Here is a 14,597-nt window from a genome sequence, read left to right as displayed (position 1 = left end):
CTGACGAAATAGCTTTATGATTCCAGGGCGCGAAGATGCTCTTTTCCGTGCAGGTCATGCACCTTTCAGACCGGGATATTGTGGCCAAGGGCGGCCACCGGAACGTTTATGCCTGCCCCAACCAGCCAGAGTTGCTGGTCAAAGTGACGCGTCCCAGAATCCGCCGCAACAGATCCATCATGAAACGCGCTGTGCGTCGTCTGCTGCCCGATTCAGCATTCCGAAACGCCTTGAAAGAGCTGGAGTGCGAGATGAAGGCGGCGCTGAAAAGTGGTCTGGACATTTCCAGACTGCCACTGGCGCGGTCCTTTGGTGTCGTGCAGACAGATGTCGGGCCCGGCGTCGTGGTCGAGAGGATCAGCACCGAAGATGGCGCATTAGCGCAGGACTTGCTGTCGATGTGCGCGCGGCAGGAAATGACGGCTGAGACATTGGATGATCTGAACATCTTTGTCCGAAAGCTTTTTGAGTTCCAAATTGTGGGTCGGGACATCCATGGGAAAAACATCGTCTATGGATTGCGTGACGACATACGTATGTTCTTTCTGATCGATGGGTACGGGGAACGAAACCTTGTGCCGTTACGCTCGTTAAGTCGCAGGCTGAATGATCGGTCATTGAACAAGCAGATGCAGCACATTGCGCAGCAATCCGGGATGAACTGGGACAAGACGAACCGCGCCTTCAGTATCGCGTGATTTATCCTGAGCGGGTGTCTTGTGCATCTATGTTTTTTTAAACACAGATCGGCTTCAACTGCTCCAATAGTCATTTTTTCCCAAAAAGCGCCCGTATTTGCGTGATACGCTGTGCCGCATTCGTCTTAGGTGAGTGTGATGACTGAGATTACTCAAACGGACAGCGCAAGCCCGGTTTTTGGCTGGGTCGGATTCTGTTTCGCTGCTTTGGCGTTGTTCGCCGCCTTGTTTGTGTTTTGGGCGGGACCGTTTGCGCCTCAGCAATCTACAGGCGTCACGCTTGGCGAACTGGCGGCCGAGATCGGGAAATCGACCCTGCGTGCCGCCACGGGGGCAGAGCAACCCGAGCCTGTAGCCCGAACCCGCGATCTGGATGATTTTTTGCAAATCGGTGTGGCGATGCTTGGCGGGCTGGCGATTGTTGTTTCGGTCATTGGCCTTCTGCGTCACGAAAGGCGTCGCCCGGCCATCGCCGGAATGGTTATCGGTGTTGGCGCCATTCTGTTTCAGTTTTTCGCCTTTGCGTTTTTTGCGTTCCTCGGTGTGCTGGTCATAATGGCTCTGGTGCATAGTTTTTCGGACTTTTTCAGCGGCCTCTTTGGGGGTTAGGGCACGTTCCTGACTGGTCACCCGTCTGCCCCTGTGGCAGAACGATCCCTGACCGACAGGGAGAGCGCGCATGAGCAATTTCGGAAAAGGGTGTCATCTGCATCTGATCGACGGATCAGCCTTTATTTTTCGGGCCTATCACGCGCTGCCCCCGCTGACGCGCAAATCCGATGGGCTGCCCATCGGCGCTGTATCGGGCTTCTGCAACATGCTGCAGAAATATGTCGAAGGGAACGCGGGACCGGATGCGCCGACCCACGTGGCGGTGATCTTTGACAAAGGCTCGCACACGTTCCGCAATGACCTCTATGACCTCTACAAGGCCAACCGCGAGGCCATGCCTGAAGACCTGCGTCCGCAGATGCCTCTGACACGCGAGGCGACCCGCGCCTTCAACATCGCCTGCAAGGAGTTGGAAGGCTATGAAGCCGACGATATCATCGCCACGCTGGCCGTCCAGGCGCGTGAGGCAGGCGGGCGCGTGACCATTGTCAGCTCGGACAAAGACCTGATGCAGCTGGTGGGCGGCGGCGTCGAAATGCTGGACGCGATGAAGAACAAGCGTATCGACCGCGACGGCGTGGTTGAGAAGTTCGGCGTGGGGCCTGAACGGGTGGTGGATGTGCAGGCGCTTGCGGGGGATTCTGTAGATAACGTGCCCGGTGCGCCGGGGATTGGGGTGAAAACGGCGGCCCTGTTGATCAATGAATACGGTGATCTGGAAACCCTGCTGGACCGCGCGGAAGAGATCAAACAGCCCAAACGCCGCCAGACCCTGATCGAAAAGCGCGACCAGATTGAGCTGTCGAAAAAACTGGTGCAGTTGGACGAAAACACCCCGCTGGATTTCACGCTGGATGATCTTGAGGTTCAGGACCCCGACGCTGAGACCTTGCTGGGGTTCCTGGCGGATATGGAGTTCCGCACCCTCACCAAGCGAATTGCCGACAAGCTGGGGGCCGAGGCCCCGGTGATTGCTGATGCACCTGCGCCCGAAGTTGTGACCGAGGCTGAGGATATCTCTTTCGACGCCTCGAAATACGAATGCGTGCGCGATGCAACCGCGCTGCAGGCGTGGATCAACCGCGCTTATCAGACCGGCTGGGTGGCCGTCGATACCGAGACCACCGGATTGAACGAAATGATCGCCGATCTGGTGGGTATTTCGCTAAGTGTTGAGGCGGGTTCGGCCTGTTACATCCCGCTGACTCACCGCGATGGGGCATCGGATGACTTGTTCGGCTCAGACGCGCTGGCCGAGGGGCAGATGCAGCTGGATGAGGCTCTAACTTTGCTCAAACCGATGCTTCAGGACGCCTCGATCCTGAAAATCGGCCAGAACATGAAATACGACGCCAAGATTTTCGCGCGCTATGGCGTGGACGTGGCGCCAATCGACGACACGATGCTGATGTCTTACGCCATGCATGGCGGCGAACACGGGCATGGGATGGATACGCTGTCCGAGCGTTACCTGAACCACACGCCCATTCCGATCAAACCGCTGCTGGGGTCCGGCAAATCCGCAATCACTTTCGACAAGGTGCCGATTGACGAGGCCACTGCCTATGCCGCTGAGGATGCGGATATCACGCTGCGCCTTTGGAAACTGTTCAAGCCGCAACTGCATCAGGTGCAGGTGACGACGGTGTATGAGACACTCGAACGCCCTCTGGTACCGGTCCTCAAGGAAATGGAGATGCACGGTATCAAGGTGGACCGCGATGTCCTGAGCCGCATGTCCAACGCCTTCGCGCAAAAAATGGCCGGGTTAGAGGCTGAAATTCACGAATTGGCCGGTGAGAATTTCAATGTGGGATCGCCCGCGCAACTGGGTGAGATTCTGTTCGACAAGATGGGACTTGAGGGCGGTAAGAAGGGTAAGACCGGGAAGTATTCGACCGGGGCGGACATTCTGGAAGACCTCGCCACCGAACACGAACTGCCCCGCCGGGTGTTGGACTGGCGGCAGCTTTCCAAGCTGAAATCGACCTATACGGACGCGCTGCAAACCCATATCAACCCGGATTCAGGCCGGGTGCATACATCTTATTCGATCACGGGGGCGAATACCGGGCGTCTGGCCTCGACCGATCCGAACCTGCAGAACATCCCGGTGCGCACCGAAGAAGGGCGTCGCATTCGTGAGGCGTTTATTGCCGAGCCGGGCAATGTGATGGTTAGCCTCGACTATAGCCAGATTGAATTGCGGATTTTGGCTCATATCGCTGACATTTCGACCCTGAAACAGGCGTTTTCGGATGGGTTGGACATTCACGCCATGACCGCCTCCGAGATGTTTGACGTGCCGCTGGATGAGATGACACCTGAAATCCGCCGCCAGGCTAAGGCGATCAATTTTGGTGTGATTTACGGGATTTCGGGCTTTGGTCTGGCGCGCAATCTGCGCATTCCTCGGTCCGAGGCGCAGGGGTTCATTGACCGCTATTTCGAACGCTTTCCGGGTATACGGACATATATGGACGACACCATCGCTTTTGCGAAAGAGAACGGATACGTGCAGACGCTGTTCGGCCGCAAAATCCATACGCCTGAGATCAATGCCAAGGGGCCGCATGCCGGGTTCTCGCGTCGGGCGGCGATCAACGCGCCGATTCAGGGCACGGCAGCAGATGTGATCCGGCGCGCGATGGTGCGGATGCCGGATGCGATCAACGGGCTGCCTGCCAAGATGCTATTGCAGGTGCATGACGAATTGCTGTTCGAAGTGGCTGAGGATGCAGTGGATCAGGTGATTCGTGTGGCGCGCGATGTGATGGAGGGGGCATCGGACCCCGCGGTGAAGCTGGACGTGAAGCTAAGCGTGGATGCAGGGCAAGGCGCGAATTGGGCCGAGGCGCACTAAGAAGCGCTGCTCATCAGGCCCGGCGGGCCCTCTTCGCAGCGGGTCAATCCTGCGTCTTGACCAGACGGTTCACCAACCGTTGTACGGTGGGTCCCAGGATAAAGATGACCGTAAAGGCGATGGGCCAGCAAAACCCCCAAGCAGACATCCAATCGCCGAATGTGGTGGGCCCAAATCCTATGGCCTTGACAGTGGCAATGCCTGTGACGATGCAGGACATCAGCCCCGACATGATCAGACAGAACACAATGCGCGAAAAGCGGGCAGGGATCATCACAGTTCCTTCAAGTCATTGTGGTGATGTCTGCGCGATTTTTTTTGAAAAGGCCAGATATCAGAACTCTACCCAGTCCAGACTGTTGATAGTTTGCGCCGTTGAGGGGGTATATTCGGCACTGACCCAGCCGGAATAGCCCATTTCGTCAAAGGTCTCGAAAAGCGCAGCAAAGTCTGTTGGCCCGCGTCCGGGCTCGGACCGGTCTGGGGCGGCACCGATCTGAGCATGGGTGACAATGTGGTGAAAGCGGTGCCAGACGTCCAGCGCGTCACCGTGGATCATATGAGCGTGGAAGCTGTCATATTGCAGGCCGATATTGGGGCGGTCCACCAAGGCCAGAACTTCGGCAGCCAGATCATAATCGTTCAGGAAGTAGTTGGGTTGTGAGACAGGGTTCAGCGGCTCGATCGTAAAGTGCTGTTTGGGGGCGAAATCGGCGGCCCATTTCAGGTTCTCAACCATGGTTTTTAGTGCATCTGGTCCCGCGTAATACCCCGACATGATATGGATCAGCCCTGGTTTCAAAACATCGGCGTAGCGCATGACGCGGCGAATATCGGACTGAAACCGCGCTTCGCCACCTGGGACCGCAGCATAGCCTGGCTCGCCACCGGTGTAGTTGGGCGGAGGGGCGTTGATCAGCACCAGGTCCAGCCCGTTGGCCAGCAGGGCGCGGCGGGTTTCCTTGGCAGCCAGCTCATAGGGAAACAGGATCTCGACTGCCTGAAACCCGGCCTCCGCCGCGGCCTGAAACCGGTCGAGATAGGGCAGCTCGGTAAAGAGCAGCGAGATGTTGGCGGCGAATTTCGGCATAAGAGGTCCCACGTGATGCTAGCCGGACCTTAGCCCTGGGGCGATTTCAGCGAAAGAGACTAAAAACGACAGTTTGTCGAAAACCGGCCAGAACCATCGGCCCGAATCAGCCAGCCTTCAGCCATCACGGTGGATCATTTTCGGCCACCGTTCCAACAGAAGGTCTGACACCATGGCGATGAGCCCTGACCCCGTGCGCGGGAACACTCTTTCTGTGTCTGCGGGGCGCCGCTCGGCTGTATCCGGCAATGGCCTGGCAGTGGCGTCCATGCTGACATGGGCAGCCGGGTTTCCTGCGGCCGAGGTTTTGCTGCAAACTTGGCCTCCGATTGCGTTGCTGGTGGCGCGGTTGGCGTTGGCAGTGCTGGTGATGGTGCCAGTCTGGGTGTTGATGGATGGGCCCGCGCGGGTGTTGCGCGCGCGTTGGGGGCACGCGATGTTTGTCGGCGCTGCGCTGGGGTCGGGGATGTTCCTGATCATTCTGGCGCAAAAGCTGACTGACCCGGTGACGGTTGCGATTATTGCGTCCGGCGCGCCCTTGTTTGCAACTCTGCTGGAACTGGCGACAGGTACGCGGCGCTTGCGGTGGAATTTTGCGCTGGGCGTGGTCGTGTCGATCATCGGCGGGCTGATTGCAACCAGCGCGCTGGCCCCGGCGCAATTGGGTTTGGGTGCGGCCTGCGCCATTGCGTCCACGGCCCTGTTTTGCTGGGCCAGTATGGCGACGGCGCGGGACTTCCCGGCGCTTAGCCAGACAGGGCGCAGTACGATCACTTTTGTCGGCGGGCTGGTAACGGCCTCGGTTCTGTTTTTCTGCGCCGCGCAAATGGGTGTCAGCGTTGCACCGACAGCGCCGGTCGATATGCAACAGATGGGTATGCTTGTGATGTATGCGCTGATCTCAATGGGGCTGAGTCAGGTCTTTTTCATCGCATCCGTTGGCAAAATCGGCGTGGCGCTGGCCGCGTTCCACATCAACATTGCGCCGTTTTACGTGATGTTGATCATGCTGGTTCTGGGTGAGGACTGGAACTGGACCCGCGCGCTGGGCGCGGGGATCGTGGCAATCGCCGTGCTGTTGGCGCAGGACCGTCGCGTGGCGCGTCGGGTCTAATCCGGCAACTCCTCGGACCGGATCAGGGGAAAAAACTGCCCGCCCGACCAGACGCCGAACCACCCGTCGCTATGTTCGGCGATATCGACCAACCGGTAGAAGCTTTTGCGGTCGATCCGCGCCTCAAGATTTGCGCGGATCAGGATGTAGGGCGCGGGTTCCTCGGATTCGGGGTCGATGACAATGCGGATTGGATGGTCGGGCCCTGCGACGGCTTCATCCCCCACATGGGTGGTGAAACATAGCGTCTGCGCCGTGCCCTTGCCCGTCGCATCGAAATCGACCGCCACGAAAGGCGCGTCCTCGACAGTGATTCCCACCTTCTCGACCGGGGTAACGAGGTAATATTTCCCGTCTTCCTTCTTAAGAATTGAGGAAAAAAGCTTCACAAGCTCGAACCGGTTGATCGGCGACCCTAGATAAGTCCAAGAGCCATCTTTGGCGATATGGATGTCCAGATCGCCACAAAACGGAGGATTCCACAGATGAACCGGGGGTAGACCCCTGGTTTTGGAGGCATTGACTGATGCCGCAATACCATCAGGGGAAGGTGTCACAGGTTTTTGTCCGCTCATTACTTTTGCCATTTCCTTTTCGCGCGATACACTTCAACCATATTAGTCCACGGAAGGGAAAGTCATGACCGAACCTGCCGACCTCGTGTCCGAGATCGAAGCGCTGGAAACCAAACTGCAAGAGGCCAAGTCCTCGATCACCCGTCGCTTTATCGGACAGGAGAGGGTCGTGGACCTGACCCTGACCGCTCTGCTGTGCGGCGGGCATGCGTTGCTGATCGGTCTGCCCGGTCTGGGTAAGACGCGACTGGTCGAGACGCTGTCGACAGTGATGGGCTTGCACGGCAACCGCATCCAGTTCACGCCGGACCTGATGCCTGCCGATATTCTGGGGTCCGAGGTTCTGGACACCGCCGAAGATGGCAGCCGCCATTTCCGCTTTATTTCGGGCCCGATCTTTTGCCAGCTGCTGATGGCGGATGAGATCAACCGCGCCAGCCCCCGAACGCAATCGGCATTGCTGCAGGCGATGCAGGAACGCACTGTGACGGTGGCGGGCGAGGATCGCTCGCTGGGGACGCCGTTTCATGTATTGGCGACGCAGAACCCGATAGAACAGGAAGGCACCTATCCGCTGCCCGAGGCGCAGTTGGACCGCTTCCTTGTGCAGATCGACGTGGAATACCCCGATCGCCAGACCGAGCGGGATATTCTGCTGGCCACAACAGGCGTCGAAGAAGATGACGCGCATGAGATTTTCACCAAAGAAGAGCTGCTGGCAGCGCAAGTTCTGTTGCGACGCATGCCGGTGGGCGACTCGGTGGTTGAACTGATCCTCGATCTGGTTCGCGCCTTCCGTCCCGATGAGGCGGGCGTGTCTGAACGTGTGGTTGAAACCGTTGCATGGGGCCCCGGTCCGCGGGCGGCGCAGGCGTTGATGATGACGGTGCGGGCGCGGGCGATGCTGCAGGGGCGTCTGGCCCCGAATGCCGAGGATGTCTTGGATATGGCCCGCCCTGTCCTCAGCCACCGGATGGCATTGAACTTTGCCGCAAGGGCGCGCGGGGACAGCCTTGCTGACCTGATCGAAAGCACCGCTGCCGGGTTGATCCGCACCGAGGCTGCGGCGTGAATGCCGCGCTGACCCTTCGTGAAAGATCTGAGGCCGAGGCGTCCCGGCTGCCGCCCCTGTTGGCGCGGGCCGAACATCTGGCCGGAACGGTTCTGCTGGGCGATCACGGACGCAGGCGTTCGGGTCTGGGTGATGATTTCTGGCAGTACCGCCCGGCCCAGATCGGGGACAGTCGCCGGATGATCGACCATCGCCGCTCGGCGCGCGGGGATCAGCAATTTGTGCGCGAACGCGAATGGCAGATCGCGCAATCGGTAATGCTGTGGGTCGATCAGGGTGCCTCGATGCGGTTTGCGTCTGACAAGAACCATCCCACCAAGGCCGACCGGTCGCGCTTGCTGGGCCTAGCCACGGCCATCCTGCTGGTGCGAGGCGGAGAACGCGTGGGCCTGACCGGCACCACCCTGCCGCCCCGGCGCGGCAACGCACAGATCGTGCGGCTGGCGCAAGCCTGGTCCGAGGATGCCGAGGCCGATTATGCGCCACCTGAACACCGCGCCATGATCCCGCATGCGCGGGCCGTTTTCATTTCCGATTTTCTGGGGCCCATGGACGAGGTCGAACTGGCCCTGACCAAGGCTGCCGACCGGGGCGTGCGCGGGGTTCTGTTGCAGGTTCTGGACCCGACCGAGGAGAGCTTTCCCTATCGTGGCCGGACCATTTTCGAAAGCGTCGGCGGCACGACCCGCCACGAGACATTGAAGGCCGGAGAGCTGCGCGCTCGCTATCTGGACCGGCTTGCCAAACGCAAGGATGCGCTGATGCAGTTGTGCCGCGCGACCGGTTGGCAGCTTGGGCTGCATCACACGGGTGACAGCGCGCAGGCAGCTCTGTTGTGGCTCTATCGTGCGTTGGATCGGGGGTCTGTATGACGATTTTGGCAGGCATCGGTTTTACCGCGCCATGGGTGTTGCTGGGTCTGCTGACCCTGCCGATCCTGTGGCTGATCCTGCGCGCAGTGCCGCCCGCGCCGATCCGGCGGCTGTTTCCGGCGGTGACTCTGTTGCTGGGGCTGAAGGATGAGGAGAGCGTCTCGGACCGCACGCCGTGGTGGCTGCTTTTGCTGCGGATGCTGGCGGCGGCGGCGATCATCATCGGACTTGCAGGGCCGGTTTTGAACCCCTCGCGTGATCAAGCGGGGTCCGGCCCGCTGATGCTGGTGCTGGATGCCAGTTGGGCCGGGGCCACCCGCTGGTCCGCAACGCTGGATCAGATTGACGCGCAACTGGCCGAGGCCGGACGCGCCGGGCGCACCGTTGCGATCCTGAGCCTGACGGAACCCGAAGCACCGGTGTTCCAATCCGCCGAAGACTGGCGTGGCAGGTTGCCGGGGCTGGCGCCGACACCCTGGCAACCGACCGAGGTGCAGATAGAACAGACCCTGGCTGCGCTTGATCAGTTGGACGGGGGCTTCGACACGCATTGGTTCAGTGATCGTCTCGACTTTGATGGCCAGGAAACGATCCTAGCGACACTGCAAGGGCGGGGTGAGGTCACGGTCTATCAGGCGGCCTCAGCGGTTGTTGCCCTTTTGCCTGCCACATATCAGGACGGGCTGATCCAACTGACAGCGCAGCGGACCGAACCTGGCCCAGCCCAGCAGATCACTGTTTTGGCGCAGGGCCGTGACCCGGCTGGAGTGATGCGCGTTCTGCAATCCGCGGCGATGGAATTTGCCAGCGGCGAAACGCAGGCGCAGATCGAACTGGCCTTGCCGTCCGAGCTGCGCGCACGGATCACTCGGTTTGAAATTCAGGGCCAGCGCTCGGCGGGCGCGATGACCTTGACTGATGACAGCCTGCGCAGGCGCGAGGTCGCGCTGATCGCGGGAACCCTGAACCGCGAAGGGCTGGAGCTGTTGTCGCCGCTGCATTACTTGACGCAGGTTTTGACCCCTACGGCGGATTTTGTCGAAGGCGGGTTGATGAATGTTCTGCCCGCGAACCCAGATGTGATCGTGCTGGCCGATGTGGCGAAACTTTCTGCGGGTGAGCAAGAAGCTGTTGTCGAATGGGTGGAACAAGGCGGGTTGCTGTTGCGCTTTGCCGGACCGCGTATGGCTGCCAGCGATCTGGGCCGCGATGCCGAGGATACGCTGTTGCCGGTACGGCTGCGCAGCGGTGGCCGCTCGGTCGGTGGTGCGATGAGCTGGGGTGAGGCCAAGGGGCTTGCCCCCTTCCCCGAAGGCTCGCCCTTTTATGGCTTACGGGTGCCGTCGGACGTTTCCGTTACGACGCAGGTGATGGCGCAACCTGACCCTAATCTGGCGGATCGAGTGATTGCATCGCTGTCGGATGGGACGCCACTGGTCACGCGCAAAGCGCTGGGTCTGGGGCAGGTGGTGCTGTTTCACGTAACGGCAGATGCGGAATGGTCCAGCTTGCCTCTGTCCGGTTTGTTCGTCGAAATGTTGGATCGTCTGGCTGTCGCCTCGGCCGCTAAGTCGCGGCAAGAGTCTCAGTTGCAGGGCACCACCTGGGCGCCAGTGCAAGTCATGGACGGTTTTGGCGGTTTGATGGATGCAGGGAATCTTGCCGGTGTCGACGGGGTTGATCTGGTGACGGGCACGATCGGTCCTGACTTGCGCCCCGGTCTCTATGAAAGCGGCAAACAGAAGCTGGCGTTGAACGTCTTGGCTGAAGATACCGTTCTGACGCCGGTCTCTTGGCCTTCGGATGTGCCGATCAAAGGGCAGGAAATCAGCACTGAAACCCCGATTGGAGGCATATTGCTCAGTCTTGCGCTGCTGTTGTTGACCGTGGACGTGATCGCCTCGTTGGCGTTGTCGGGGCGGCTTGGTCTTGCGCGCGCGGCGGCGATTGCGCTGGGCGCAGTGCTGATCGCACCCGAGGTGCAGGCGCAAACGCCCGACGAGACCGAGTTTGCCCTGAACGCAACGACTGAACTGGTGTTGGCCCATGTGCTGACCGGAAATGCCGACGTGGATGAGATCGCAGAGGCCGGGATGCGCGGGTTGGCGCAGACCCTGTTCTACCGCACGTCGGTGGAACCGGCCGGGCCTGTGGGCGTTGATCTGGAGCGTGATGAACTGGCGTTTTTCCCGCTGCTCTACTGGCCGATCACGCCGGATCAACCGCAACCCTCGGTCGAGGCGTATTCCAAGCTGAACGCCTATCTGCGCTCGGGTGGCATGATCCTGTTTGACACGCGCGATTCCAACGTGGCGCGGTTCGGGGCTGCCAGCCCCAATGGACGCAAGCTACAGCAACTGGCCGCGCCGCTGAATATCCCTTCGTTAGAGCCGATCCCGCGTGACCATGTGCTGACGCGGACATTCTACCTGTTGCAGGATTTTCCGGGTCGCCATGCCGGAGCGGATGTGTGGGTTGAAGCCGCGCCGCTGGATGCGGAACAGATCGAGGGGATGCCCTTCCGCAACCTCAATGACAATGTGACGCCGGTGGTGATTGGTGGCAATGACTGGGCAGCAGCCTGGGCGGTGGATCGCAATGGTCAGGCACTTCTGCCCGTCGGGCGCGGATATGCCGGAGAGCGACAGCGCGAATTGGCCAATCGTTTCGGGGTCAATCTGGTGATGCATGTGCTGACCGGGAATTACAAATCGGATCAGGTGCATGTGCCTGCTCTGCTGGACAGGTTGGGACAATGACGGGAACCGTACTTTTTGATCCGCTGATCCCGTGGCCTGTTCTGGCAGTGGTGGCGGCGATTGCGATAGCCGGGGTGGCTGTTGCCCTGTGGCGTGGTCTGTCCGGCTGGGCATTGCGTGGGCTGGCGGCCCTGGTGGTGATTGCGGCGTTATCCGGGCCGGTCTATCAGGTCGAGGACCGTGCGCCTCTGACCGACATCGTGCTGATGATCGAAGACGAAAGCGCCAGTCAGACCTTGTCGGACCGGGCTGAACAAACGGCGCAAGCGGCGGATGCCCTGGCGGATGAGATCGAATCCCGCGACAACACCGAGCTGCGCCGCATCAAGGTCGGCGATGGCGACGGCGACGAGGGCACCCAGGTTATGGCCGCGTTGAATGAGGCGTTGGCCGAAGAACCCCGCGCCCGGATCGCGGGTATCGTTGTCGTTTCGGACGGGATCGTGCATGACGCGGATCAGGCCCCGGACCTGCCAGCGCCGACGCATCTGTTGCAGACCGGGCGCTCCAGCGACTGGGACCGCCGCCTGATTGTCCGCAACGCCCCGGCTTTTGCCATTATCGGCGAGCCCGTGACCCTGACCCTGCGGGTCGAGGATAGCGGCGCTGCCCCTGCCGGTGCCACTACAGCGCCGCTTGAAATCTCGGTCGACGGGGCCGAGCCCGAGCAATTCACCATTCCCATTGGCACAGATGTGGAATTGCCCGTCACGCTGCCTCATGGCGGGCGCAATGTGCTGCAATTCACCGTTCCGCAGGCCGAAGGTGAGCTGACCGATCGCAACAACACCGCCTTGATCCAGATGAACGGCGTGCGGGATCGCCTGCGTGTGCTGCTGGTCTCGGGCGAGCCGCATCCCGGCGGGCGGACATGGCGGAACCTGCTGAAATCCGACAGCTCGGTCGATCTGGTGCATTTCACCATCCTGCGTCCACCCGAGAAACAGGACGGCGTGCCGGTGGATGAGCTTTCGCTGATCGCCTTCCCCACGCGTGAGTTGTTTTTGGAAAAGATCAACGATTTCGACTTGATCATCTTTGATCGCTACAAACGACGCGGAATCCTGCCCGCCATCTATCTGGACAATGTCAGTAACTACATCAATGAAGGTGGTGCAGTTCTGATCGCGGCGGGGCCGGATTTTGCCAGCGCTGATAGTATTTTCCGGTCGCCTTTGGCCTCAATCCTTCCGGCGCAGCCAACTGCACGGGTGATCGAAGAACGCTTTGTCCCTATGGTGACGGATCTGGGTCAGCGCCATCCGGTGACGACCGATCTGGGTGATCCTGAAAACTGGGGCGCGTGGCTGCGGCAGATCGACGTGAACCAGCGCCGGGGTGAGATGCTGATGACCGGCGTGGACGACCGCCCCTTGCTGGTGCTGGACCGTGTGGGTGAGGGGCGCGTGGCGATGTTGGCCTCGGATCACGCGTGGCTGTGGAGCCGCGGGTTCGAAGGCGGCGGACCGCAATTGGAACTGCTGCGCCGTCTGGCGCATTGGATGATGAAAGAGCCCGAGCTAGAGGAAGAGGCGCTGTGGGCCGAAGCCAACGGTCAAATCATGCGCATCATTCGCCAGACCCTTGAAGATGAGGTCGGCCCCGTGACCGTCACGCTTCCCAACGGCGAAACGCTTGAGGTGACATTGGACGAGGTCTCGCCCGGTCGGTTCGAAGCGCAGTATTACGGGCCCGAGATTGGCCTCTATCGTTTGCAGGAGGGTGAGCACTCGGCGGTGATCGGCCTTGGCCCCGCCGCGCCAAAAGAGTTCGAGCGCACGATCGCGACCTCGGAAGTACTGGACCCTATTCTGGCGGGATTGCGCGGTGGCACCATCCGGGTCGAGGAGGGTTTGCCGTCGATCCGAAATGTGCGGGCCGGACGACCGGCCTCGGGACGAGGATGGATCGGCCTAACACCACGCGACGCTTATGAAACGCGCGATGTCACGCAGGCTGGGCTGTTGCCGCCGTGGTTGGTGCTCTTGCTGGCCGGTGGATTTCTTGTCGGCGGGTGGCTGCGCGAAGGGCGGCGCTGACTATTCGAACACAACGCTGACTGTGGGATCACCGGGCAATCCGTCATAGCTGACCGACGCGCCACCTTTACCCTTTGCAGGCGGGACCAGCGGGCCGAAAGAGCCGACCGAAATCAGATCGCCGGGTTGAAACTCGATTCCTTTCGAGATCAGCCACAACGCTGCATTGGCTGGGTGCCCCATGACTGCAGCGCCTGGAGCCTCTGCCAACACCTCCCCATCCGCCGCCCGCAAAGTGACGGTCATATCTGGCAGGGCCTGGGACATCGCGGCAGGGTCGGAGACAGGAATATCAGACCCTAAAACGCCCAATTTTGGCGCCACCCCAATTGCAGTCAACGTAATCGGCGTGATCGGTTCGCCTTCGGCGAGGGTCAGGTCCGGTAGTTCCAAAAATGGGCGAATGGCTGATATGTTTTGCATCACCTCCAGCGGCGTCGTGGCCATGTTGATATCAGCATCTCCCACGACCAGAACCAGATCGGCTTCGAACACCGGGCGTGCGCCCCAGTTCAGCTGAACAGTCGCGCCATCCGCGACCATCATGTCGCGGTACAAGACACCCTGCACCGGTTCATCCGCGCCAAACCGGTCCTGCGCGGGCTTGCTGGTTAGACCCGCTTTGTAGCCGATGATTGGGCCCATATAAGGCTCTAACGCAGCAGAAATTTTAGCCTGCGTACATAATGCGTCTTGCATCGTTCCATCGGCGGACAGAACCGCAGTCGGCGTGTTGGAAAGATAATCCTGAACAAACCGGTCAACCTGCGCATCCGTGGCGCATTCGGCCCAAGCGGGCCGCGTTGCCGCGCAGAACAGCCAGACGGCAGAAAAATAGCGTGCATTTGTCATAGGTAGCCTCCGGTTTGCAAAAAGTCTGACACAAGCCCTGGCTTCCAAGCA

Annotated in this window: 12 protein-coding genes; 8 read left to right on the top strand and 4 right to left on the bottom strand. The window is 60.3% G+C overall.

Translation table 11 applies throughout. The annotated features are described in order from the left end of the window. Positions 1 to 35 precede the first annotated feature (35 nt). From AC2FJ6_RS10800 to polA, 3 genes are all read left to right on the top strand, one after another. Positions 36 to 698, top strand: a complete 663-nt coding sequence (locus AC2FJ6_RS10800) for a YrbL family protein (protein WP_170772978.1) — start codon at positions 36 to 38, stop codon at positions 696 to 698. Positions 699 to 836: 138 nt separating this feature from the next. Beyond that, positions 837 to 1,307, top strand: coding sequence for an inner membrane protein YidI (gene yidI, locus AC2FJ6_RS10795; RefSeq protein ID WP_170772976.1), 471 nt, complete (start codon positions 837 to 839; stop codon positions 1,305 to 1,307). A 70-nt stretch (positions 1,308 to 1,377) separates the two neighbouring features. Then, positions 1,378 to 4,173: a DNA polymerase I gene (gene polA, locus AC2FJ6_RS10790; protein ID WP_480876177.1), complete on the top strand. Its 2,796-nt coding sequence runs from the start codon at positions 1,378 to 1,380 to the stop codon at positions 4,171 to 4,173. Positions 4,174 to 4,216: 43 nt separating this feature from the next. On the opposite strand, the gene AC2FJ6_RS10785 is transcribed toward polA, so the two are convergent. Both AC2FJ6_RS10785 and AC2FJ6_RS10780 read right to left on the bottom strand, forming a co-directional pair. Then, positions 4,217 to 4,447 (bottom strand): DUF2798 domain-containing protein, encoded by a 231-nt coding sequence (locus tag AC2FJ6_RS10785; RefSeq protein WP_170772971.1) that lies wholly within the window; start codon positions 4,445 to 4,447, stop codon positions 4,217 to 4,219. 60 nt (positions 4,448 to 4,507) lie between these two features. Further along, on the bottom strand, positions 4,508 to 5,263 hold the full coding sequence (locus AC2FJ6_RS10780; RefSeq protein WP_170772969.1) for a hydroxypyruvate isomerase family protein: 756 nt from the start codon (positions 5,261 to 5,263) through the stop codon (positions 4,508 to 4,510). A 172-nt stretch (positions 5,264 to 5,435) separates the two neighbouring features. Here AC2FJ6_RS10780 and AC2FJ6_RS10775 point away from each other — a divergent pair, with 172 nt between their 5' ends. Beyond that, a complete protein-coding gene (locus tag AC2FJ6_RS10775) occupies positions 5,436 to 6,377 on the top strand; it encodes a DMT family transporter (RefSeq protein WP_496668974.1) in 942 nt (313 codons plus the stop codon). Here the strand turns inward: AC2FJ6_RS10775 and AC2FJ6_RS10770 are convergent. Next, complete coding sequence (locus AC2FJ6_RS10770) at positions 6,374 to 6,952, bottom strand: DUF1285 domain-containing protein (protein ID WP_170772967.1); 579 nt, start codon at positions 6,950 to 6,952, stop codon at positions 6,374 to 6,376. The two genes, AC2FJ6_RS10775 and AC2FJ6_RS10770, sit on opposite strands and share 4 nt — an antisense overlap. A 64-nt stretch (positions 6,953 to 7,016) precedes the next feature. On the opposite strand from AC2FJ6_RS10770, the gene AC2FJ6_RS10765 reads away from it, so the two are divergent. The 4 genes from AC2FJ6_RS10765 to AC2FJ6_RS10750 are packed head-to-tail and all read left to right on the top strand — an operon-like array spanning position 7,017 to position 13,694. Beyond that, positions 7,017 to 8,024 carry an AAA family ATPase gene (locus tag AC2FJ6_RS10765; protein ID WP_496668972.1) on the top strand — a complete coding sequence of 336 codons (1,008 nt, stop codon included), beginning with the start codon at positions 7,017 to 7,019 and terminating at the stop codon, positions 8,022 to 8,024. Then, complete coding sequence (locus tag AC2FJ6_RS10760; protein ID WP_170772965.1) at positions 8,021 to 8,896, top strand: DUF58 domain-containing protein; 876 nt, start codon at positions 8,021 to 8,023, stop codon at positions 8,894 to 8,896. The genes AC2FJ6_RS10765 and AC2FJ6_RS10760 overlap by 4 nt, the downstream gene beginning before the upstream one ends. Then, positions 8,893 to 11,655, top strand: coding sequence for a DUF4159 domain-containing protein (locus tag AC2FJ6_RS10755; protein WP_170772964.1), 2,763 nt, complete (start codon positions 8,893 to 8,895; stop codon positions 11,653 to 11,655). The genes AC2FJ6_RS10760 and AC2FJ6_RS10755 overlap by 4 nt, the downstream gene beginning before the upstream one ends. Beyond that, positions 11,652 to 13,694, top strand: a complete 2,043-nt coding sequence (locus AC2FJ6_RS10750) for a DUF7408 domain-containing protein (protein WP_170772963.1) — start codon at positions 11,652 to 11,654, stop codon at positions 13,692 to 13,694. Before AC2FJ6_RS10755 ends, AC2FJ6_RS10750 begins: the two co-directional genes overlap by 4 nt. On the opposite strand, the gene AC2FJ6_RS10745 is transcribed toward AC2FJ6_RS10750, so the two are convergent. Further along, positions 13,695 to 14,546: a 2-keto-4-pentenoate hydratase gene (locus AC2FJ6_RS10745; protein ID WP_496668970.1), complete on the bottom strand. Its 852-nt coding sequence runs from the start codon at positions 14,544 to 14,546 to the stop codon at positions 13,695 to 13,697. Positions 14,547 to 14,597: the final 51 nt, after the last annotated feature.

This window comes from Ruegeria sp. CDSA089 (assembly GCF_059612205.1).
The sequence above is the reverse complement of the archived record's forward strand: the minus strand, read 5'-3'. Positions and strand labels throughout refer to the sequence as shown.